This window comes from Microvirgula sp. AG722, assembly GCF_003269145.1.
Taxonomy (GTDB): Bacteria; Pseudomonadota; Gammaproteobacteria; order Burkholderiales; family Aquaspirillaceae; genus Microvirgula; species Microvirgula aerodenitrificans.
This window is the reverse complement of record NZ_QLTJ01000013.1, coordinates 22769-42557: the sequence shown is the minus strand read 5'-3', so window position 1 is coordinate 42557 and position 19789 is coordinate 22769. Positions and strand designations below refer to the sequence as shown.

Annotated in this window: 17 protein-coding genes and 1 pseudogene; 12 read left to right on the top strand and 6 right to left on the bottom strand. The window is 66.4% G+C overall.

Annotation, left to right across the window (positions count from 1 at the left end):
• The first annotated feature begins 32 nt into the window (after positions 1 to 32).
• On the top strand, positions 33 to 257 hold the full coding sequence (locus tag DFO50_RS18960) for a hypothetical protein (protein ID WP_146745112.1): 225 nt from the start codon (positions 33 to 35) through the stop codon (positions 255 to 257).
• Positions 258 to 435: 178 nt separating this feature from the next.
• Here DFO50_RS18960 and DFO50_RS14630 read toward each other — a convergent pair whose 3' ends face one another.
• From DFO50_RS14630 to DFO50_RS14620, 3 genes are all read right to left on the bottom strand, one after another.
• On the bottom strand, positions 436 to 1089 hold the full coding sequence (locus DFO50_RS14630) for a DUF2325 domain-containing protein (RefSeq protein ID WP_107890385.1): 654 nt from the start codon (positions 1087 to 1089) through the stop codon (positions 436 to 438).
• A 147-nt stretch (positions 1090 to 1236) separates the two neighbouring features.
• The gene (locus DFO50_RS14625; RefSeq protein ID WP_112692792.1) at positions 1237 to 3423 is read right to left on the bottom strand and encodes a bifunctional diguanylate cyclase/phosphodiesterase; all 2187 of its coding nucleotides are present in this window, start codon (positions 3421 to 3423) and stop codon (positions 1237 to 1239) included.
• A 155-nt stretch (positions 3424 to 3578) separates the two neighbouring features.
• Positions 3579 to 5012, bottom strand: coding sequence for a PLP-dependent aminotransferase family protein (locus DFO50_RS14620; RefSeq protein WP_112692802.1), 1434 nt, complete (start codon positions 5010 to 5012; stop codon positions 3579 to 3581).
• Between the two features lie 144 nt (positions 5013 to 5156).
• Here DFO50_RS14620 and DFO50_RS14615 point away from each other — a divergent pair, with 144 nt between their 5' ends.
• From DFO50_RS14615 to DFO50_RS14605, 3 genes are all read left to right on the top strand, one after another.
• The gene (locus tag DFO50_RS14615; RefSeq protein ID WP_028499031.1) at positions 5157 to 5588 is read left to right on the top strand and encodes a carboxymuconolactone decarboxylase family protein; all 432 of its coding nucleotides are present in this window, start codon (positions 5157 to 5159) and stop codon (positions 5586 to 5588) included.
• Positions 5589 to 5826: 238 nt separating this feature from the next.
• Positions 5827 to 6393: an SCO family protein gene (locus DFO50_RS14610; RefSeq protein WP_199489844.1), complete on the top strand. Its 567-nt coding sequence runs from the start codon at positions 5827 to 5829 to the stop codon at positions 6391 to 6393.
• Positions 6394 to 6425: 32 nt separating this feature from the next.
• The gene (locus DFO50_RS14605) at positions 6426 to 6896 is read left to right on the top strand and encodes a copper chaperone PCu(A)C (protein ID WP_112692791.1); all 471 of its coding nucleotides are present in this window, start codon (positions 6426 to 6428) and stop codon (positions 6894 to 6896) included.
• Positions 6897 to 6958: 62 nt separating this feature from the next.
• Here the strand turns inward: DFO50_RS14605 and DFO50_RS20000 are convergent.
• Positions 6959 to 7162, bottom strand: a pseudogene (locus DFO50_RS20000) (DUF3224 domain-containing protein); the annotation flags it as partial.
• 404 nt (positions 7163 to 7566) lie between these two features.
• Between DFO50_RS20000 and DFO50_RS14595 the strand changes: the two are divergent.
• Positions 7567 to 8784: an HD-GYP domain-containing protein gene (locus tag DFO50_RS14595; RefSeq protein ID WP_112692790.1), complete on the top strand. Its 1218-nt coding sequence runs from the start codon at positions 7567 to 7569 to the stop codon at positions 8782 to 8784.
• 15 nt (positions 8785 to 8799) lie between these two features.
• On the opposite strand, the gene DFO50_RS14590 is transcribed toward DFO50_RS14595, so the two are convergent.
• Positions 8800 to 9219, bottom strand: coding sequence for a DUF6678 family protein (locus DFO50_RS14590; protein WP_146745111.1), 420 nt, complete (start codon positions 9217 to 9219; stop codon positions 8800 to 8802).
• A gap of 274 nt (positions 9220 to 9493) precedes the next feature.
• On the bottom strand, positions 9494 to 9670 hold the full coding sequence (locus DFO50_RS19220; RefSeq protein ID WP_158537472.1) for a hypothetical protein: 177 nt from the start codon (positions 9668 to 9670) through the stop codon (positions 9494 to 9496).
• Here DFO50_RS19220 and DFO50_RS14585 point away from each other — a divergent pair.
• The 7 genes from DFO50_RS14585 to DFO50_RS14555 all read left to right on the top strand — a co-directional run bounded on the left by DFO50_RS14585 (position 9669) and on the right by DFO50_RS14555 (position 19789).
• A complete protein-coding gene (locus DFO50_RS14585; protein ID WP_112692789.1) occupies positions 9669 to 10556 on the top strand; it encodes a (Fe-S)-binding protein in 888 nt (295 codons plus the stop codon). The two genes, DFO50_RS19220 and DFO50_RS14585, sit on opposite strands and share 2 nt — an antisense overlap.
• Positions 10557 to 10635: 79 nt before the next feature.
• Positions 10636 to 15537, top strand: a complete 4902-nt coding sequence (locus tag DFO50_RS14580; RefSeq protein ID WP_112692788.1) for a 2-oxoacid:acceptor oxidoreductase family protein — start codon at positions 10636 to 10638, stop codon at positions 15535 to 15537.
• 9 nt (positions 15538 to 15546) lie between these two features.
• Positions 15547 to 16869 (top strand): electron transport complex subunit RsxC, encoded by a 1323-nt coding sequence (gene rsxC / locus DFO50_RS14575; RefSeq protein WP_112692787.1) that lies wholly within the window; start codon positions 15547 to 15549, stop codon positions 16867 to 16869.
• On the top strand, positions 16866 to 17909 hold the full coding sequence (locus tag DFO50_RS14570) for an RnfABCDGE type electron transport complex subunit D (protein WP_107890035.1): 1044 nt from the start codon (positions 16866 to 16868) through the stop codon (positions 17907 to 17909). Before rsxC ends, DFO50_RS14570 begins: the two co-directional genes overlap by 4 nt.
• On the top strand, positions 17906 to 18577 hold the full coding sequence (locus DFO50_RS14565) for an FMN-binding protein (RefSeq protein WP_028499022.1): 672 nt from the start codon (positions 17906 to 17908) through the stop codon (positions 18575 to 18577). The genes DFO50_RS14570 and DFO50_RS14565 overlap by 4 nt, the downstream gene beginning before the upstream one ends.
• On the top strand, positions 18574 to 19218 hold the full coding sequence (gene rsxE / locus DFO50_RS14560; protein WP_112692786.1) for an electron transport complex subunit RsxE: 645 nt from the start codon (positions 18574 to 18576) through the stop codon (positions 19216 to 19218). The genes DFO50_RS14565 and rsxE overlap by 4 nt, the downstream gene beginning before the upstream one ends.
• Positions 19208 to 19789, top strand: a complete 582-nt coding sequence (locus DFO50_RS14555) for an electron transport complex protein RnfA (protein WP_028499020.1) — start codon at positions 19208 to 19210, stop codon at positions 19787 to 19789. Before rsxE ends, DFO50_RS14555 begins: the two co-directional genes overlap by 11 nt.

Below are 19789 nucleotides of genomic sequence, written 5' to 3'. Positions count from 1 at the left end.
CTGCCGCGCACGGATTGCCGGAAGTCGGAAAAATGACAGATGCCGCGCTCGCGGAAGTTTCTTTTGATTGCGGTAAAGATTTCCGCGTAATGGCAGAAATCCAGTTTGGTATTGTCGTAGAAAAGGATGGGACCGGCTTTCAACGCGGCCATGTCCGGACGGGGCGACAATCCGATTGTGTTTATTCCGACCTGACCGCGCGGGTCAATTATGGCTTCCAGCGTCATTTCCACCCTTTTCCTCTTTATCACCAGTGATCGCCGTGGGCGATGCATGCCGTGTTGGCAACAGAGGAACGAGTGTAGTCATGGCGGCCGGCACGGATTACCGGAAGCAGGACATTAACTATCAACTATCGGACAAGCGCTGATTTTCTCCGCCTGGTCCCGTGCCGGCAGGCCGCGGGGACGCCGTCCGGCCCGGGAGCCCGGGCCGCTAGCGCGTGGTTGCCGACCGGTATACCCGTACCACGTCGAGCGCATCGGGGCGGTCGACCAGCACGCAGCGCTTGCCGGTACGCTTGCAATGGTCCTGGACCCGCCAGTAGGCGCCATGGCTGACGCAACCGGTCTGGCAGATCACCAGGTCGGCCGCAATCAGGCTGGCCTCGAGCATCGACGCATCGACTTCATCGCCGCCATCATGGTGCAGGAAACGCCCGCCCACCTGCTCGACCAGTTCGCGCGTGGCGCTGGCGGTCATCGGGTCCTGGCCGATGCAGAGCACCGCCTTTTCCTGCCCCGCGGTCAGCCGCCCCCCTGCCCCGCGCCACTGCCACGCCGTCCGCTCGCGCAGCAGGGTCTGCATCCGGTCCAGCAGCGACTCCACCCGCCGGGCCAGTGCAAAGCGCCTCGGCAGCCCCGGCAGGGCCGCCGCCATCCGGGCCTGGTCTTCCGCCGCCCAGGCCAGTGCCGTATCCCGTGCAATCAGCGCCGCACGCAACTGCACGGCTTCGGCCTGCAGGCGTTCGATCTCTGCCTCCTGCGTCCTCATGTACTGGTGGCTGCGGGCCTGCACCTGGGCGTACTGGCGGATCAGCACCCGGTGTTCATCGACCAGACGTTCGAAATCCTGGGTGGAGACGGTCATGGTGTCACCCCCGCAGCGGTGAAGCGGCCGGTCGATGCCGGTGAAGCAAGCGGTTTGGTCATGGCGGAAATCCGGTTCCTGAAACGGCACACTCCGCATAGTAAATAACAATCATTCTTATTAAAAGCCCAAAATCCGGCCGGCGGGCTAGGCGGCGACCTTCGCGCCGCGGCCGATGCCCAGCAACAGTTCGAACTGTGCGGCCGGCAGCGGCTTGCCGAACAGGTAGCCCTGCCCCTCGTCGCACCGTTCCAGCCGCAGCCGCTGGCGCTGGGCATCGGTTTCGATCCCCTCGGCAATGGTCTGCAGCTCGAAACTGCGGGCCATGTCGAGGATGGCGCGAACCACGGACGCATCGCGTCGCGATTCCAGCATGCCCTGGACAAAGCTGCGGTCGATCTTGATCCGGGTCAGCGGATAGGTTTTCAGCAGGCTCAGCGAGGCATAGCCGGTGCCGAAGTCGTCGAAGGCGATGCCGACGCCCTGCGCGCGCAGGCGCTCAAGCGTTGCCAGCGCGACGTCGTCGTGGGCCAGTGCGATATTTTCGGTCACTTCCAGTTCCAGCGCATCCGGCGGCAGTCCATGCCGCTCAAGCGCGCCGATGACATCGGCAGCCAGCCCGCCGATGCGGAACTGGGCGCCGAACAGATTGACCCCCATCCGCAGGGTCGGCGCGCCGTGCCGGCGCCAGAACGCGGCCTGCGCACAGGCCGCGTCGAGCACCCAGGCGCCGACCGTGGCCGCCAGCGGCCCGCTTTCGAGCGAGGGCAGGAAGGCCGCCGGCGTCAGCAGCCCGCGCTCGGGATGCAACCAGCGGATCAGGGCTTCGGCGCCGGTAATGGCCCCGTCGACCAGGCTGACCTGCGGCTGGTAGAACAGCAGGAATTCGCCATTGTCGACCGCGCGGTGCAGCTCCAGCCCATGGCGCCGGCGCGCCACCGCTTCCATCCGCAATGCGGGCTCGAACAGCGAACGCCGCCCGCGGTCGATGCTCTTCGCCTTGAACAGCGCCAGGTCGGCATTGCCGACCAGTTCCAGCGCTTCCATCGCATGCAGCGGGGCCAGGGCCACGCCACAGCTGGCCGAAACCCGGATCTCGTGGCCGTCGATGACCATCGTCCGGCCAATGATCCCGATCACCGTATCCGCCGCCTGCGATGCTGCATCCGGATCGCTGATACCGGTCAGCAGCACGGCAAATTCGTCCCCGCCGATGCGGGCGACGGTATCGGCCGGGCCGGCCATATGGCTCAACCGGACCGCCACCTCCCGCAGGATGCTGTCTCCCAGCGCATGGCCGAGCGTGTCGTTGATGTCCTTGAATCCGTCCAGGTCGATCATCAGTACCACGGCCGGTTCGGCACGGGTCAGCACGGCTTCGACACAGCGATAGAACCGGCTCCGGTTGGCCAGCCCGGTCAGGGCGTCAAAACAGGCCTGCTGGCGCAATTCGTCCCGCTCGCGCCGCTGCGCCGTCTGGTCACGCAGCACGGCCTCGAACATCAGCCGGCCAGCATCCCGCCAGCAGAACAGCGAAAAACCGAGCCGGAGCACCTGACCGTTGCGGCACAGGCCATTCAGTTCGGCAGGCACGTCGAGCCGGTCCAGCGATCCCGCTTCCACCGCCTGCACAATCAGTGCCCGGAACGCCGGGCGCTCGTCCTCGGCCAGCAGGCTGTCGACCGCGCATCCGATACCTTCGGCCTGCGTGTAGCCATACACGGCGGCAGCGGCATCATTCCAGGCCACAATGCCGCCGTCTTCGTCGAACCAGATGACCGGCGTCAGCGAGCCGCTGGCGTATTCGTCGAACTTCGGCCGGGTCCGCTCGGCGCTGACCGCGATCCGGCGCAGTTCCAGCCGGTCGGACGCCATCCTGGCCAGCTCGCGCAGACGCTGCCATTCCTCCTCAGAGAACTCGGGGTGTGGCTGGCGGTCGAGGATGCACAATGCCCCCAGCGCCAGACCGTCCGGCGACAGCAGCGGCACGCCGGCATAGAAGCGCACGCCGGCGGCACCGGTCACCAGCGGGTTGTCGTGAAAGCGCTCGTCCAGCATCGTGTCCGGTATCACCATCCCGTCCGGATAATTGATGGCATGGGCACAGAACGACACGTCGCGACGCATGTCGACTTCACCGACACCGGTGCTGGCCGCAAAGAACACATGGTCAGTGCCGATCATGTTGACCGCTGCCACCGGCATGCCGGACATCCGCGCGGCGATATGAACGACCGGGTCCAGGCTGGGCAATGGCTGCCCGTCCTCCAGCCCGTAGGCGCCCAGTGCGATCAACCGTTCCTTTTCATTGGCCTGTATCGCAGGACATTTCATTGAAACCGCCTTCTTCCAGTCATCTCTTGAGTAAGTCTGTTCAGCTGCGCCCCGACCTGCCACGCGGCAATGCAAATATCATTTACTGTAGACGATGCTGATGAAAAATCCTGTTGCACACCGGGCTGCAGCTGACAGGCGGCGGCCTGCCGGCGTCAAGTCACGGACGGGCCCGGCAAGCGCCCCCAGGCTTTCTCCAGCCGCCGGCACAGGCCCAGTGCCTGCCCGGCCGTCGCCAGATTGGTGAAGCCCAGCAACAGCCCTTCAGGAGACGTGTCCAGCCGGCCCCAGGCGGACAGGGCCTCCACCGCCAGCCCTTCGGCATTCGCCAGCGTGGCCAGCGTCCGGTCGCTGCAGCCGGCCCGTGGATGGGCGAGCAGATGAATGCCGCCCCGGCGCGGCGGCACGTACAGCGCATCGCCGAACACCTGCGTCAGGGCATCGAGCAAATAGCCGCGACGCTCGGCATACAGGCTGCGCATGGTCTTCAGGTGGCGGGCAAAGTGTCCCTGCGCCATGAAATCGGCCACGGTGGCCTGATGCAGGATGGCGCCGTGGCCATGCAGCACGCTTGCCGTCTCCCTGAATCTGGCGATCTGCGACTCGGGAACGACCAGATAGGCGAGACGCAGCCCGGGAAACAGCACCTTGCTGAACGTCCCGGTGTAGAGCACGCGTCCGGCGCGATCCAGGCTTTTCAGGGCTGGCAGCGGACGGCCGTGGTAGCGGAATTCGCTGTCGTAATCATCCTCGATGATCCAGCCACCGGTAGCCGTGGCCCATTCCAGCAGGGCCAGTCTGCGCGGCAGGGACAGGGCAACGCCCAGCGGGCTCTGGTGCGAGGGGGTGACCAGCGCAAAGTGCGCCGCGCCGGCCTGCCGCAGCCCGGCCTCGACATCCAGCCCGTCGTCGTCCACTGCCACCGGCGACAAGCGCATGCCGGCCTGTTCCAGAAACTGCCTGGCGAAGCGGTATCCCGGGTCCTCGAACCAGCCGGTATCGCCCGGCTGCAGCGCGGCACGACAGACCAGATCCAGCGCGCAACGATAGCCGGCCGTGACAAAGACCTGTTCAGGCGTGCAGGCAATGCCGCGCGAGATGCCCAGATAGGAGGCGATCGCATGACGCAACGCTTCATGCCCACACGGGTCGGGATAGGCCATGGCGGCGACATCCAGGCTGCGCGCATGACGTCCGGCCAGTCGTGCCCAGGTCTTGCGCGGAAACATGTCCAGGGCGGGCAGGCCCAGTTGAAACGGTGGCGGCTCGGTCACCGTTGTCCGCGGGGCCGACGGGGAACACGGCCGGACCGGGGGTGCGCCACGGCCAGTGCGGTCTGCCAGCCGGGGCGACACCACGGTGCCGGCAGGCCCCCGGGCCAGCAGATAGCCTTCGCTGCCCAGCATCTGGTAAGCCGTTTCCACCGTACCGCGCGCCAGGTTCAGCTCGCTGGCCAGACTCCGCACCGACGGCACCCGGTCGCCCGGACGCAGCTTGCCCTCGGCAATCGCGTCGCGAAAGCGCCGGTACAGCTGCAGGTAGATCGGTTCGCCCTGCAGCTTTTGCAGCGCCGGGAGGCGGAAGTCCATGTCCATGGCCCAGTCCAATTGTTCATTCTTGCACCTGTTTACTATGCCATTGGTTGCCTAAAGTAGCGACAGACCGCCGGGGAATCCTGATGACTGCCATCCGGGAGCCCGGCTTTTCTTTTTCCCCGCTACTGGAATCCCTGCATGACTGCCCTTCGCCTGCCGTACCAGACCCTCTCGCCGGACGCCTATCAGGGTCTCGGTGCCGTCAAGAAAGCCCTGGCGCACAGCCCGCTCGGCAAGACGCTGATCGAACTGGTCAATCTGCGGATTTCGCAGATCAATGGCTGCGCCTATTGTCTGGAAATGCACGCGGCGCTGCTGCGCGCAGGCGGCATGCCGGATGCCAGACTGGACAGTCTGGCCGGCTGGCGGGTGAGTCCGCATTTCAGCGAACGCGAACGCGCGGCGCTGGCCTGGACCGAGTCACTGGTGGACGTGGCCCGCACTCATGCGCCGGATCAGGCATTCGAACCGCTGAAGGCCCATTTCAGCGAGGTCGAGATCTCGGACCTGTGCTTTGCCATTGCGCTGATGAGCGCATTCAATCGCCTGGCCATCGGTTTGCGGCAATAGCCGTCCGCGCCTTTTCCGCATCGGCCCGGCGTGGTCGCTGCTGCGGCAATCTGTCACAGCAGCGGTCAGCCGGGTAAGGGTTATAGTGCTTTCGCCTGTCATGGCCCTTGTCCGCGGCGCCCCGCCCGGCTGGCCGGCCAGCCCTTTTCCTACAGCCGGGTCGTACCTCGACCCCGATGCCATGCCGATGCCTTACGACACCCCGCGACGCCTTTTTCTCCTGCAGACAGCGGGGCTCATGCTGGCGCTGGCCGGCTGCGGACCAAAGGCAGAACCTGCCGCCAGCCGTTTCAAGAACCTGCACGGCATGGATTTCAGCGATCAGGATGTCCGGCGCGATTTCGCACTGACCGACCCGCAGGGACGCACCCGCACGCTGACCGACTATCGCGGCAAGGTGGTCATGGTGTTCTTCGGCTTTACCCAGTGCCCGGATGTCTGTCCGACCGCGCTGTACCGGGCCACGCAGATCCGCAAGGCGCTCGGCAAGGATGGCGAACAGCTGCAGGTCATTTTCATTACCGTCGATCCGGAGCGCGATACGCCAGAGGTGCTGGACAAGTATGTCGCTGCCTTCGACCCCGGTTTTGTCGCCCTGTACGGCACCCCGGAACAGACGGCTGCCACGGCCCGCAACTTCAATGTGTTCTACCAGAAAGTCCCGACCGGATCGTCGTACACCATGGATCACACCGCGCTGAGTTTTGTCTTTGACCGGCACGGGAAGCTGCAGCTGGCGCTGCAGCACAGCCAGAGTGTCGATGAATGCGTCGATGACCTGCGCCAGGTCTTCGCCCTCGCCTGACCCTTTCACCCAGCCAGGAAAAGAGCCCCACCATGACCTTCTCCCCGATCAGAACCGCACTGGTTTTCTGTACCGGCGCCATCATCGCCTCCGCCGCCCAGGCACAGGTCACGATCAGTGATGCCTGGGTCCGCGCCACCGTGCCGCAGCAGCAGGCCACCGGTGCCTTCATGCGCCTGACCGCCGACCGCGACAGCAAGCTGGTCAGCGCGGCGTCGCCGGTGGCCCGGGCGGTGGAAGTCCACGAGATGGCCATGCAGGACAATGTGATGAAGATGCGCCAGGTCGCCAGTGTCGTGCTGCCGGCCGGCAAGGCGGTGGAACTCCGCCCGGGCGGTTACCACATCATGCTGATCGAGCTGAAACAGCAGATCCGGCCGGGCGACAAGGTGCCGCTGACGCTGGTATTCGAGACCGCTGACGGCAAGCGTGAATCGGTCGCCGTCAGCGCCCCGGCCCGGGCGCTGAACGGCGGCGGCATGAGCCACGACGCCCACCAGTAAGCCGGAACACGGGCCGGCACGCATGACGGTATGGGACCGGAGGCCGGCCAGGCTCCCGGTCCCGATACACCGCTCAAATCACCTGTGCCACGGCCCCGGACCATGCAGCATTCATCTGCCCGATCCGTGCCGGTTGTGGACGCACAGTGAATGAAATTGGCGATGCCTTCTTTTCCATTCATCACGCCTTTGACGCTCTCAATGGCGATGTCACTGCCCGTCCGGGCGCCTGGTCGAATGCCGCAGGAGAAACACGGCCCCGGCAACGGCCACGACGTTGATCTTCGTCAACCGGCCACCTGATTGTCGCCATGGCCCTTTACGCCGCGTCAAGCCTTGCCGGCGCGGGGAAAGGGATACTTCAGGAATGCGACATCCCTGCTGTCATCATGGTTTCCTATGTCCGCCCTGTGTCTGCATCACTAAGGTGTGGGACGAGACAGGCGCTGCGCCTGATGCAGCACCACGGTAAAACCGACAACACTTCGCAGGCATTTTCACCGGAGTCATGATTGAAATGATTTTTTCAGCCCTCTAGAATGCCAATATCATTGGCAGCAAGACAAGGAGCTGAATACTCCGCAGGGCATGGCCGGCACCAGGCAGTGCAGCCTGCGGGTCGTCAGCGGGTATCCGTGCAGTAACCCCCCTTCTTCACCAAAGAGACACCATGTTGGCAAAACGCATTCCCGTCCAAGACCTGCGCCCCGGCATGTACATTCACAAGCTTGGCGGCTCCTGGCTGAAACACCCGTTCCTGCGGGGCAGTTTTCTGCTGACCGACCCGGCCGACATCCGCGCCATCATGGAAGCGGGTATTCGCGAGGTATGGATCAAGTCCACGGCTGGATGCCCCCGGCCGGAAGGCCGCAGCGAGGCGCCGCCGGACGCGCCGGAGGCCCCTGCGCTGACCGGGATGAGCCCGCCGGTCGAGACCTGTGACAGCACCAGCCCCATGGCTTCCGAAGTGGCCCGCGCCAAGGACATCTGCCTGTCTGCCAAGGGACAGATCGTGGAGATGTTCAATGAAGCCCGGCTCGGCAAGGCCATCGATCCGAATGCCACCCTGCCGCTGGTGGACGAGATCGCCAGTTCCATCGAGCGCCACCCGATCGCGCTGCTGAGCGTGGCCCGCCTCAAGACCCACGACGACTACACCTACCTGCACTCGGTCGCTGTCTGTGCGCTGATGCTGTCCCTGGCCCGTCAACTCAGACTGAGTGAAGAGCACACCCGCCTTGCCGGCATCGGCGGTCTGATGCATGACCTGGGCAAGGCAGCCATGCCGCTGGATGTGCTGAACAAGCCGGGCAAGCTGACCGATGCCGAGTTCGAGATCATGAAAGGCCACCCGGCCGCCGGGGCCGAGCTGTTGCGTGCCGGTGGTGCCGCGCCCGAGGTGCAGGAGATTGCGCTTTATCACCACGAGAAAATGAATGGCCTGGGCTACCCGCACGGGCTGGCCGGCAACGAGATTCCGCTGCTGGCACGCATGGGCGCGATCTGCGATGTCTATGACGCGGTGACTTCGCAACGCGCGTACAAGGAACCCTGGAATCCTGCCGGCGCCATGCGGCAGATGGCCAGCTGGGACGGGCACTTCGACAAGGTGCTGTTCAATGCCTTCGTCAAGTCGGTCGGCATCTACCCGGTCGGCTCGCTGGTGCGGCTGGCGTCCCAGCGACTGGCCGTGGTCACCGAGCCGGGACAGGATTCGCTGCTGCGCCCCACCGTGCGGGTGTTCTTCTCGCTGCTCGACAACGAGCCGATCCCCATGCACCTTCTCGATCTGGGCGCCCCCTGCTGCGAGGACAGCATCATCGGACCGGAAGACGAGAACCGCTGGCACTTCAGGCACCTGGACGATATGTGCCTGTGGCTGAAATAAGGTTCGGGCAGGCCGTCAGCCAGCGCTGGCAGTCGGCTTGTAGCCGTGGATCACGATCGTGTCCCCGTCCCGTTCATGCCGCAGCCCGTACGCCCGTAACGCCTGCAGCAGCTCCGCCTCGCAATCGACCAGGACCGGCGGCAACAGGCGCCCGACCTGCTTGAGATAGCGTGGCCGGATGCGGATCCATTCCGTGGCGAAAAACGGCCCCAGGCACTCGTCCGTGTAATTGCCCTGGTAGCTGACATCGGCATCGAGGTCCGGCGAGTCCGGCTCGGCGCGCAGGACGTCCTTGCGCTGGTAGGGCGGCGGAAACGGCAGACTGTCGATGGCGGCCTGCAGCCGCCGCCAGCGCGTGTCGTTCATCAGCGGGCACAGGCCGAGGCGGTTGACCTCGTCCCGCACCTCGGCCTTGTGGCGTTCAAGTTTGTACATGGACCGGGAATGAAGTTCGGGTGCGGCGGCAAGCATACCGGATTCTGCCCGGCATGCGTTTTTCAGGACTCGCGGTGAAATACCCGATCGGCCGGACAGGGCGCAAAAACAGGTTTCTTTTTTCTCCGGCCATAATGATTCCCGAGTCCAGAAAAATACCAAAGGGATTAACCAGATATATCTGACATGTCGCTTTGTGAACTTGCCGATTCGATAACTTATTGAAAATCCATTTCGCAGACTTCAGAAATGAATCAGCAAAATGAATGACTTATCAAAATTGCGTCATGAATATTAATAATTCTGACCATATCAGGATATCGCCGCGATTTAACCAAGCAACCGCTTGACCGACAAGCCCCTCGCCTCTCAGTCTTGTGTCGTAGTCATTGATATCCGGACCGGAGCCAATACCGGCCCGGATCACCGGATCAAACACGACAGAGACCATGGAAATCCTTTCCCACATCAGTACTGCCGCAATGGCAATGGCGGTGTTGTGCGGCACGCTGGCCGCCCTGCTGGCGCTCGCATACCGCTGGCTGCAGGTGGAAGAAGATCCGCGGCTGGAAGCCATCTGCGAACTGTTGCCGCAGGCCAACTGCGGGGGCTGCGGCGTGCCGGGCTGTCAGCAGTTCGCCCACGCCCTGCTGGCCGGACAGATTGCCCCCGCCGCGTGCAATACCGCCCCGGCCGATGCACTGGCCCGCATCGCCGCCCTGCTCGGCACCCCTGTCGGCACCCGGGTGCGCCGGGTGGCGCGGCTGGCCTGTGCCGGCGGCCAGCATGTGGCCCGCCAGCGCGCCCATTACCAGGGCTTGCCGGGCTGTCGCGCCGCCCAGATGGTGTCCGGCGGCGCCAAGGCCTGCAGCTGGGGCTGTCTGGGACTGGGCGACTGCACGCTGCGCTGCCGCTTCGATGCCATCCATCTCGATACCCACGGCCTGCCGGTGATCGACCCGGACCGCTGCACGGCCTGCGGCGACTGCGTCGATGCCTGCCCGCGCGCCCTGATCTCCCTGGAACCGCTGGAAAACCGCTTGTGGGTGGCCTGTCGCAACCGCCAGCCCGGCCCTGATGCCCGTGATGCCTGTGCCGTCACCTGTACCGCCTGTGGCCGCTGCGTGGCCGACGCCGCGCCGGGACTGATCCGGCTGGAGGACGGGCTGGCAGTCATTGCCGGCGACGCGCGCCAGGCGTCGCGCCAGGCCACGGCCCGCTGCCCGACCGGCGCCATTGTCTGGCTGTCCACGCCGGCCACGGCGGAGCGTGGCCCTGCCGCCGGCCCGGTCCGCCGCCGGGAAGCGCTGCCGGTCTCCCCTGCCCATACCCCGTGAGCGCGTCCGGCCCGATGCGGCCGCGACAGCCCGACCACAGTGACTCCGAATTCCTGATCTACGACTCAGAGGCTTAATCATGTTTGGCATCAAGGGAAAAAAGGCGGCAGAAGAAGTCCGCTACCGATATCCGGGCGAACGCATGGCCGTGGATGGCAATACCGCGGTGATCCTGTGCGAGCGCGAGGCATCCGACGCCGCCGGCGCCTACCCGATCACGCCATCGACGCAGATGGGGGAGTACTGGGCCGAGCAGGCGGCGAACGGCCATATCAATGTCTCCGGCAGACCGCTGATCTTTGTCGAGCCGGAATCCGAACACGCGGCAGCGGCAGTCACCGCCGGTCTGTCGATGACCGGTCTGCGGGCGACCAATTTCTCGTCGTCGCAGGGCATCGCCTTCATGCACGAGTCGCTGTACGCCGCCGCCGGCAAGCGCCTGCCCTATGTGCTGAATATGGGTTGCCGCGCCATCACCCATGCCTCGCTCAATGTGCACTGTGCCCACGATGATTTTCACTGCATCGATGACACCGGTTTTTTCCAGTTGTTCGCCAACAGCGCGCAGGAAGCCGCCGACCTCAACCTGATCGGCCGCCGCACCGCCGAACTGGCACTGACCCCGGCGGTGGTGGCCCAGGACGGTTTTCTGACCACTCACCTGCTGGAGCCGATCCGCAAGCCCGAGCGCGAACTGATTGCCGAATACCTCGGTTCGCCGGAAGACCTGATCGACAGCCCGACGCCGGCACAGCGCCTGCTGTTCGGCCCGACCCGCCGCCGGGTGCCGGCACTGTGGGACGTCGACCTGCCGCTGATGTCGGGCGGGGTGCAGAACCAGGACGCCTTCATGCAGACCATGGCGGCGCAGCGTCCGTACTTCCATGCCCACGTCGCCGGGCTGGCCGATCAGGCCATGCACGAATACGGCGCGCTGACCGGCCGCCACTACCAGCGTCTGTCACGCTACCGCTGCGACGACGCCGACTATCTGATCGTCGGCATGGGTTCGATGATTGTCGAGGCGCAGGCCGTGGCCGACTGGCTGCGCCGCGAACGCCAGCTCAGGGTCGGTGTGGTCGGCATCACCCTGTACCGGCCGTTTGCCGGTGATCTGCTGGGCGAGGTCATCAAGGGCTGCAAGGGCGTGGCGGTGCTGGAACGGACCGACCAGCCGCTGGCCGAAGATCTGCCGCTGATGCGCGAAGTCCGCGCCACTCTCGGCAAGTGTCTGGAAAACGGCCGCACCCCGCGCGGCAAGCCGCTGCCCTACCCCGGCCATGCCGCCATGACCGCGGCCGAGGCGCCCGATCTGTACTCGGGGGTGTACGGCCTCGGTTCACGCGACCTGCAGCCGGAATGCCTGATCGGCGCGGTGGAAAACATGCTGCCCGACAGCAGCCAGCGCCGTTTCTTCTATCTGGGTATCGACTTCATCAGCGAACCGCTGTCGCCGGTCGAGGCGGAATGCAACGACAGTCTGCTGGCTGCCTATCCCCAGGTGCGCGAACTGGCGGTCAAGGGCTCGGTCAATCCGGACCTGATGCCGCCGGACGCCCTGACTGTCCGCATCCACTCCATCGGCGGCTGGGGCGCCATCACCACCGGCAAGAACCTGGCCATGACGCTGTTCGAGCTGCTGGACTGGGAAATCCGCGCCAATCCGAAGTACGGCTCGGAAAAGAAGGGCCAGCCGACCACCTACTACCTTGCCGCCGCCCCGACGCCGATCCGCCTCAACTGCGAGTATCGCTACGTGGACGTGGTGATGTCGCCCGACCCCAATGTGTTCAGCCACTCCAATCCGCTGGATGGCCTGAAACCCGGCGGCGTGTTCATTCTGCAGGCGGACAGCCCGGACCCGGACACGGTCTGGGCCGGCATTCCGACGGCCCGTCAGCAGGAAATCACCGAGCGCGGGATTCGCCTGTTCTTTGTCGACGGTTTCTCGATCGCCCGCGACGAGGCCAGCCATCCGGAGCTGCAACTGCGCATGCAGGGCAATGCCTTCCAGGGCGCCTTCTTTGCCGCCTCGCCGCTGATGGCGCGCGCCAGCCTTGACGAGGCGCGCCTGTTCACCGCCATCGAGGCGCAGTTGCGCCGCAAGTTCGGCGCCAAGGGCGAGCAGGTGGTGACCGACAATCTGCGCGTGGTGCGGCGCGGCTTCGACCAGACCCGCGAGATCCGCCACATGCCGCCGCAGGCAGCCGACGCCCCCGCCCTGCTGCCCGTCGCCCCGGCAGCCCTGGCGGCACGGCCGCGCAGCCAGTCGCCGCTGGGTGACATCCACCGCTTCTGGCAGCGCACCGGCGTGCATTACGTGGCGGGCCGCGGCTCGGACCGGCCGGCCGACCCGTTCCAGGCCCTGTCGCTGCTGCCACCGGTCACCGGGCTGATGCGCGACATGACACAGATCCGCTTCGACTACCCGCACTGGCAGCCGGACAAGTGCACGGCCTGCGGCAAGTGCTATGCCGTGTGTCCCGATTCGGCCCTGCCGGGCCTGGTGGTCCGGCCGGCCGACTTGCTGGCGACGCTGATCCGCCGCATCGAAACCGGCGGCACGCCGACCGTGCATCTGCGCCGGGTCAGCCACAGGCTGGCCACCCTGCTGCATGCCGGCTGTCACCCGCAGGGCCACGGCGGCCAGGTCGGTACCGCACTCGACAGCGCCATCTGCCAGGTACTGGCCGAGCAGCAGCCCGGAGAGACGCACGACAGTCTGGAGCGGGAACTGGGGCGGCTGCGCAGCGAACTGGGGGACACCGATTTTGCCCTCACCGCACCGTACTGGACCGTGCGCGAAAAGCAGTGCGCCGGCAGTGGCGGGCTGTTTGCACTGACGGTCAATCCGTCCACCTGCAAGGGCTGCATGGCCTGTATCAGCGTGTGCAAGGACGGCGCGCTGAGCGCCCGCCCGCAGGACGAGGCCGCCATTGCCGGGCTGCGGCAGCGCTGGGATCTGTGGCGCGACCTGCCCAATACGCCGCCGGAATTCGCCCGCATCCGCGATCTCGACAACGGGATCGGCGCACTGGAAACCCTGCTGCTCGACAAGCGCCACTACGGGTCGATGGCCTGTGGCGACGGTGCCTGTCTCGGTTGCGGAGAAAAGACCGCCATCCACCTGTTCACCTCGACGGTCAGCGCGCTGATGCAGCCGCGAGTGGAACGCCAGCTGACACGGCTGAAGGACCTGATCGTCCGGCTGGAAGCCCATATGCGCCAGCAGCTGGTGGCGGGCATCGATCTGTCCGACGCCGAGGCACTGGCCGATGCCAGCCTTGCCGTTCCGGACGGCGACCTGACCCTGTCCCGCCTCGCCGACCTGCTCGACAGTGGCCATGAGAACACCGTGGTCGACCGCGCCTGGCTCAAGGACATGGGACAGTTGCTGGCCCGGCTGCGCGATCTGGTCTGGCGCTACGAATCCGGTCCGTCCGGCAGCGGGCGGGCCGCCATGGGGGCAGTCAACTCGACCGGCTGTACTTCGGTGTGGGCTTCGTCCTGGCCGTACAACCCGTATCCGTTCCCGTGGTCCTCACACCTGTTTCAGGACAGTCCGTCGATGGCCATGGGCCTGTTCGAGGGCCACATGTCACGCATGGCCGAAGGCTTCCGGGCCATCCGCCAGGTGGAGGACGCGCTGTCCGGCGCGCCCCTTACCGCGGAAAAGGCCGGTTTCTACCAGCGCTTCAACTGGCGCGACTTCAGCCACGACGAATGGCAGCTCTGCCCGCCGGTGGTGGCCATCGGCGGCGATGGCGCCATGTATGACATCGGTTTCCAGAACCTGTCGCGTGCGCTGGCCTCCGGCACGCCGGTCAAGATACTGGTGCTGGATACGCAGGTGTACTCGAATACCGGTGGCCAGGCCTGCACCTCGGGCTTTGTCGGCCAGGTGTCCGACATGTCGCCGTATGGCAAGGTCGGACGCGGCAAGCAGGAAATCCGCAAGGAAATCGGCCTGATAGCCATGGCCCACCGCACGAGCTTCGTGCTGCAGTCGGCCGTCAGCCATCTCCCGCACCTGCTGGGCGGCTTTATCGACGGTCTGAACAGCCAGCGACCGGCCCTGTTCAACATCTATGCCGTCTGTCCGGCCGAGCACGGCGTGCCGGACGACGGCATGGATCGCCAGTCGCGGCTGGCGGTCGAATCGCGCGCCTACCCGCTGTTCCGCTTCGATCCGGATGCCGGGCCGCTGATCGGCGACGGGCTGGACCTGAGCGGCAATCCGGCACCGGATGCCGACTGGCCGATGACCGAACTGGTCGGCCACGACGACAGCGGCCAGCCGCTGCGCCGGCAAAAACCCTTTACCTTTGCCGACTTCGCCTGTACCGAAGCGCGCTTCGGCAAGCACTTCCGCAAGATCGGAGCGGCCGATGACAACGGACGGATGCTGCCGTTCGCCGCGCTGCTCGCCTTGCCGGAGGCCGAACGCGCCGGCCATGTGCCGTATATCGAGGTACTGCAGGGCGATGGCCGCATCGGACGGCTGGCGGTCAGCGACAGCATTGTGCGCTCGGCCGACGACCGTCTGCGCTTCTGGCACCAGTTGCGCGCCCTGTCGGGACAGGCGCAAGGCAGCCAGGTGCAGGATGCCGTCGCCCGTGCACGCCAGGACATGGCGCGCCAGCTGTCGGACACGCTGTTCGCACTCGCCGGCAGCGCACCACCGCCCGGCGGGCAGCCGGCTGCCGCTCCGGCAGCAACGGCGGCAACGGCATTCGAGCCGGCATGGATCGATCCGGCCGACTGCACCGCCTGCGACGACTGCACCCGTCTGAACGGCAAGGCGTTTGCCTATGGCCCGGACGGCAGGGCAACCGTGGCCGACCCGGCGGCGGCGACCTATGCCGAGCTGGTGCGGGCTGCCGAGCACTGTCCGGCAGCCTGCATCCACCCGGGTACGCCGGCCAATCCGGACGAGCCGGGCCTGCCTGCGCTGCGCGAACGCGCCAGCCACTTCGCATAAGGACAGACCATGACACTGTTCGAAGCGATGTTCGCCCCCCGGCACGACGACCATGGCAAGGCCCGCACCGCGGGCCTGCCGATCCGCCGCCTGCCGTTTCCCGAGCGGGTGACGGTGCCGCTGGCCCAGCATATCGGCAAGCCGGCCCGCGCCTGCGTGCGGATCGGTCAGCCGGTGGCGCGCGGTGAGCTGATCGCCGAAGCCGACGGCTTTGTGTCGATTCCGCACCATGCGCCGGTCAGCGGCACGGTCGAAGCCCTGCCGCTGCTGACAATGGCCGATGGCCGCCGCACGCCGGCCATTGCCATCCGCACCGACCCGTCCAGTCTGCAGTGCCGCCTGCCCTTGCCGCCGGTGGTCGACCCGCTGACCCTGACGCCGGACGCACTGGCGGCGGCAGTGCAGGCCACCGGCCTGGTCGGGCTGGGTGGCGCGGCGTTCCCCACTCACGTCAAGATGAGTCCGCCCCGGGAGGCCAGACTCGATACCCTGCTGGTCAACGGCTGCGAGTGCGAGCCGTTTCTGACCGCCGACCACCGGGTCATGGTCGAGCACACCGCCGCGCTGATGGCGGGCATCCGCTATGCCATGCATGCGCTGGGTGTGCATCGCGCACTGATCGGCGTGGAGGATGACAAGCCCGCCGCCCTCGCCGCGATGGCCGCGCAACTGCCGGCCGATCGCAGCATCCAGTGCCGGGTGCTGCCGACCCGCTATCCGCAGGGTGCGGAAAAAATGCTGATCCGCTCCGTGCTGCAGCGCGAGGTGCCGTCCGGCAAATTGCCTGCGGACATCGGCGTGGTGGTCAATAACGTCGGCACGCTGACCATGCTGGGCGAACTGCTGCCCCGGCGCGCCGGACTGATCGAGCGCGTGGTGACCGTATCCGGGCCCGGGGTGCGACAGGCGGGCAATTACCTGATTCCGCTCGGCACCCGCATCGGCGACGTACTCCGGCACGCCGGCATGGCACCGGGCGACATGGAAGTGATTCTCGGCGGGCCGATGATGGGCATCAGCGCCCCCTCGCTGGACGTCCCGGTCACCAAGGGCCTGTCCGGCATTCTGGTGTTCCCGGCCGGCTCGCTGCCGGTGCGCGAGCGCCGGTCCTGCATCCGTTGCGGCCAGTGCCTCGACGCCTGCCCGATGGGCCTGAACCCGTCCCTGCTTGGCCAGCTGGCGGCAAAGCAGGAATACGAGCAGAGCGCACGCCATGGCGTGCTCGACTGCATCGAGTGCGGCGCCTGCACGCAGGGCTGCCCGTCCGGCATCCCGCTACTGCAGTACAACCGGATCAGCAAATCCGTTCTCCGCCAGCGGAGGCCATCATGAACCGGCAACCGGTCCGGCTGACCCTGCGTGCCTCGCCACACCGGCTCGCCGGTCATGACACGCCGAAGATCATGCGCCATGTGGTGTATGCACTGCTGCCGGTCACGCTGTGGGCGATCTGGCAGTTCGGCCTCAGCGCGCTGCTGCTGGTGCTGGCGGTGGTTGCCAGTTGTGTGCTGACCGAACGCCTGATCATTCGCGATCCGTCCCGTCCGCGCGACCTCAGCGCGGTCATTACCGGCCTGACGCTGGCCATGAGTCTGCCCCCGGCCCTGCCGCTGTGGATGGGCGCCGTGGCCGGCATGGTCGCCATTGCGCTGGGCAAGCTGCTGTTTGGCGGCCTGGGCAGCAATGTGTTCAATCCGGCCCTGATCGGCCGCGCCTTTGTCCAGGCCAGCTTTCCCGCCGCCATGACCACCTGGACCCCCGCCGGCGCGACCGACCGCTTTACCGGGCTGATCCCGTCGACGCTGACGCCGCCGTTCGTGATGCCGCCACCGGTGGCGGCCTGGGCCACGGCCCGGCTGGACGGTTTTTCCGGCGCCACGCCGCTGGCGTCGTGGAAGTTTGCCGGCGAGTTGCCGGCCCACGGACACTTTCTGTTCTCGCCCGGCGCCAGCGGCTCGCTGGGCGAGACGTCGGCCCTGCTGATCGTGGTCTGCGGTCTGTATCTGGCCGTCCGCGGCATGCTGAACTGGCGCATTCCGCTGGCGGTGCTGACCGGTGCCGCCCTGCTCACCGCCCTCGCCGGCCCCTTCCCCCGGCTGCCGGACGGCCTGCTGTTCGTTCTGACCTCGGGCGGGCTGATGTTCGGTGCCTGGTTCATGGCCACCGATATGGTGACGGCCCCGATCAGCCGGCACGGCCTGTGGCTTTACGGCCTGCTGATCGGCGTGCTGGCCGTCACCCTTCGCTTCTGGGGCGGCGCGTCGGAAGGGGTGATGTATGCCATCTTGCTGGCCAATGCGCTGGTACCGCATATCGATGCCCTGACCCGGCCACGCCGCTACGGTCACGGCAAATTCGGGAGACGCGCATGAGTACCGCAAACCGGGAAAGCAGCCAGCGCATGATTCTGGTACTGGGCGGCATCGCCCTGCTGTGCGGGATGCTGATCGTGATGGCGGACGAGTTGAGCCGGCCGTATGCAGCCGCCAACCGGCGGCAGGCGACCGAAACCCTGGCGCGGCGGGTGGTACCGGCCAGTGCCGCCACCATCCGGCCCTATGTGCTGGCCGGCGGACAGTTGCTGGCCGACACCGCGCCCGACCGCCAGGGCCAGCGGCTGCTGGCCGCCTATGACGCGCAGGGGAAACTGGTCGGCATCGCCGCCGAGGCCGCCGCGCGCGGCTATGCCGGCCAGGTGCAGCTCGTCTACGGCTACGATCCGGCACGCGAAACCATTACCGGTTTTGCGGTGGTCAGAATGGCGGAAACGCCGGGGCTGGGCGACAAGATCCTGAGTGACAAGGGGTTTCTGGCGAACTTCCCGGGGCTCGATGCCCGGCTGTCCGCCGATGGCCGTGCCCTGGCCCACCCGATTGTCACCGTCGGCCACGGCAAGAAGACCGCGTCCTGGCAGATCGATGCCATCTGCGGCGCCACCGTCACCTCGCGCGCGGTCGGCACGGCGCTGAACCAGGGGGCCGGCAGCCTGCTGCCGTCATTGCGCCCCCATCTTGCAACCCTGGCGAAGGACAGGCCATGAGCATCCCCCCATCCCTTCCCCCCGGCACCTTCAGCGAAGGACTGTGGCGCAACAACCCGGTGTTCGTGATGCTGCTCGGCATGTGCTCGGTGCTGGCCGTCACCAATTCGGCCATCAATGCGCTGGCCATGGGCCTGTCGACCACCTTCGCCCTGGTGGCGTCGGCGGCGATGGTGTCCGCGCTGAGCCGGATCATTCCGCGCCCGGTGCGCATCGCCACCTATGTGGTGATCATCGCCACCTTCGTCACCCTGATCGACTACGCGATCCAGGTCATCAGTCTGGCGCTGTACAACGCGCTGGGCGCCTTTATCCAGCTGATCGTGGTCAACTGCCTGATTCTGGGGCGGGCAGAGGCGCATGCGTCGAAGCACCGGGTCTGGCCGGCCATCGTCAATGCGCTGGGCATGGGGCTCGGCTATACCCTGGCCCTGCTGGCGATGGGCGTGGTGCGCGAAATCCTCGGCAGCGGCAGCCTGTTCGGCGTGCAGCTGTTCGGCGAGCAGTTCGCGCCATGGGTCATCATGGTGCTGCCACCCGGCGGCTTCTTCGTGCTTGGCGGCTGGCTGCTGCTGTTCAACAGCCTCAAGTCCCGCCGGCAGGCCCGGCAATCGTCCACGGAGGCATGCCATGTCCACTGAATCGCTGGGGTCGATCTTTCTGAACGCGGCCATCATCAACAACTTCGTGCTGGCGCTGTTCATGGGCATCTGCCCGTTTCTCGGCGTCTCCGGCAAACTCCGTACCGCCTCGTCCATGGGCGCGGCCACCCTGTTCGTGATGCTGATCTGCGCCCTGTGCGCGTGGGCAATCAATCTGGCGCTGGCCTGGCTCGGACTGGAAAGCCTGCGGCTGATCGCCTTCATTACCGTCATCGCCTCCGCCGTCCAGCTGGTGGAGATGCTGATCCGCCGCTTCAGCCCGGCGCTGTTCGAGAGTCTGGGTATTTTCCTGCCGCTGATTACCACCAACTGCGCGGTCCTCGGTCTGGCCCTGTTCCAGACCGCACGCCATTACTCGCTGCTGCAGGCACTGGTCTTCGCCTTCGGCGCCGGCGCCGGCTTCACCCTGGCTCTGGTGCTGATGGCCGGACTGCGCGAGCGGCTGAGTCTGGCCGATGTGCCCGATGTCAGCCGCGGTGCGGCGCTCAGCCTGATGCTGGCCGGCATGCTGGCGCTGGCCTTCATGGGCTTTGGCGGACTGGGGGCGTAG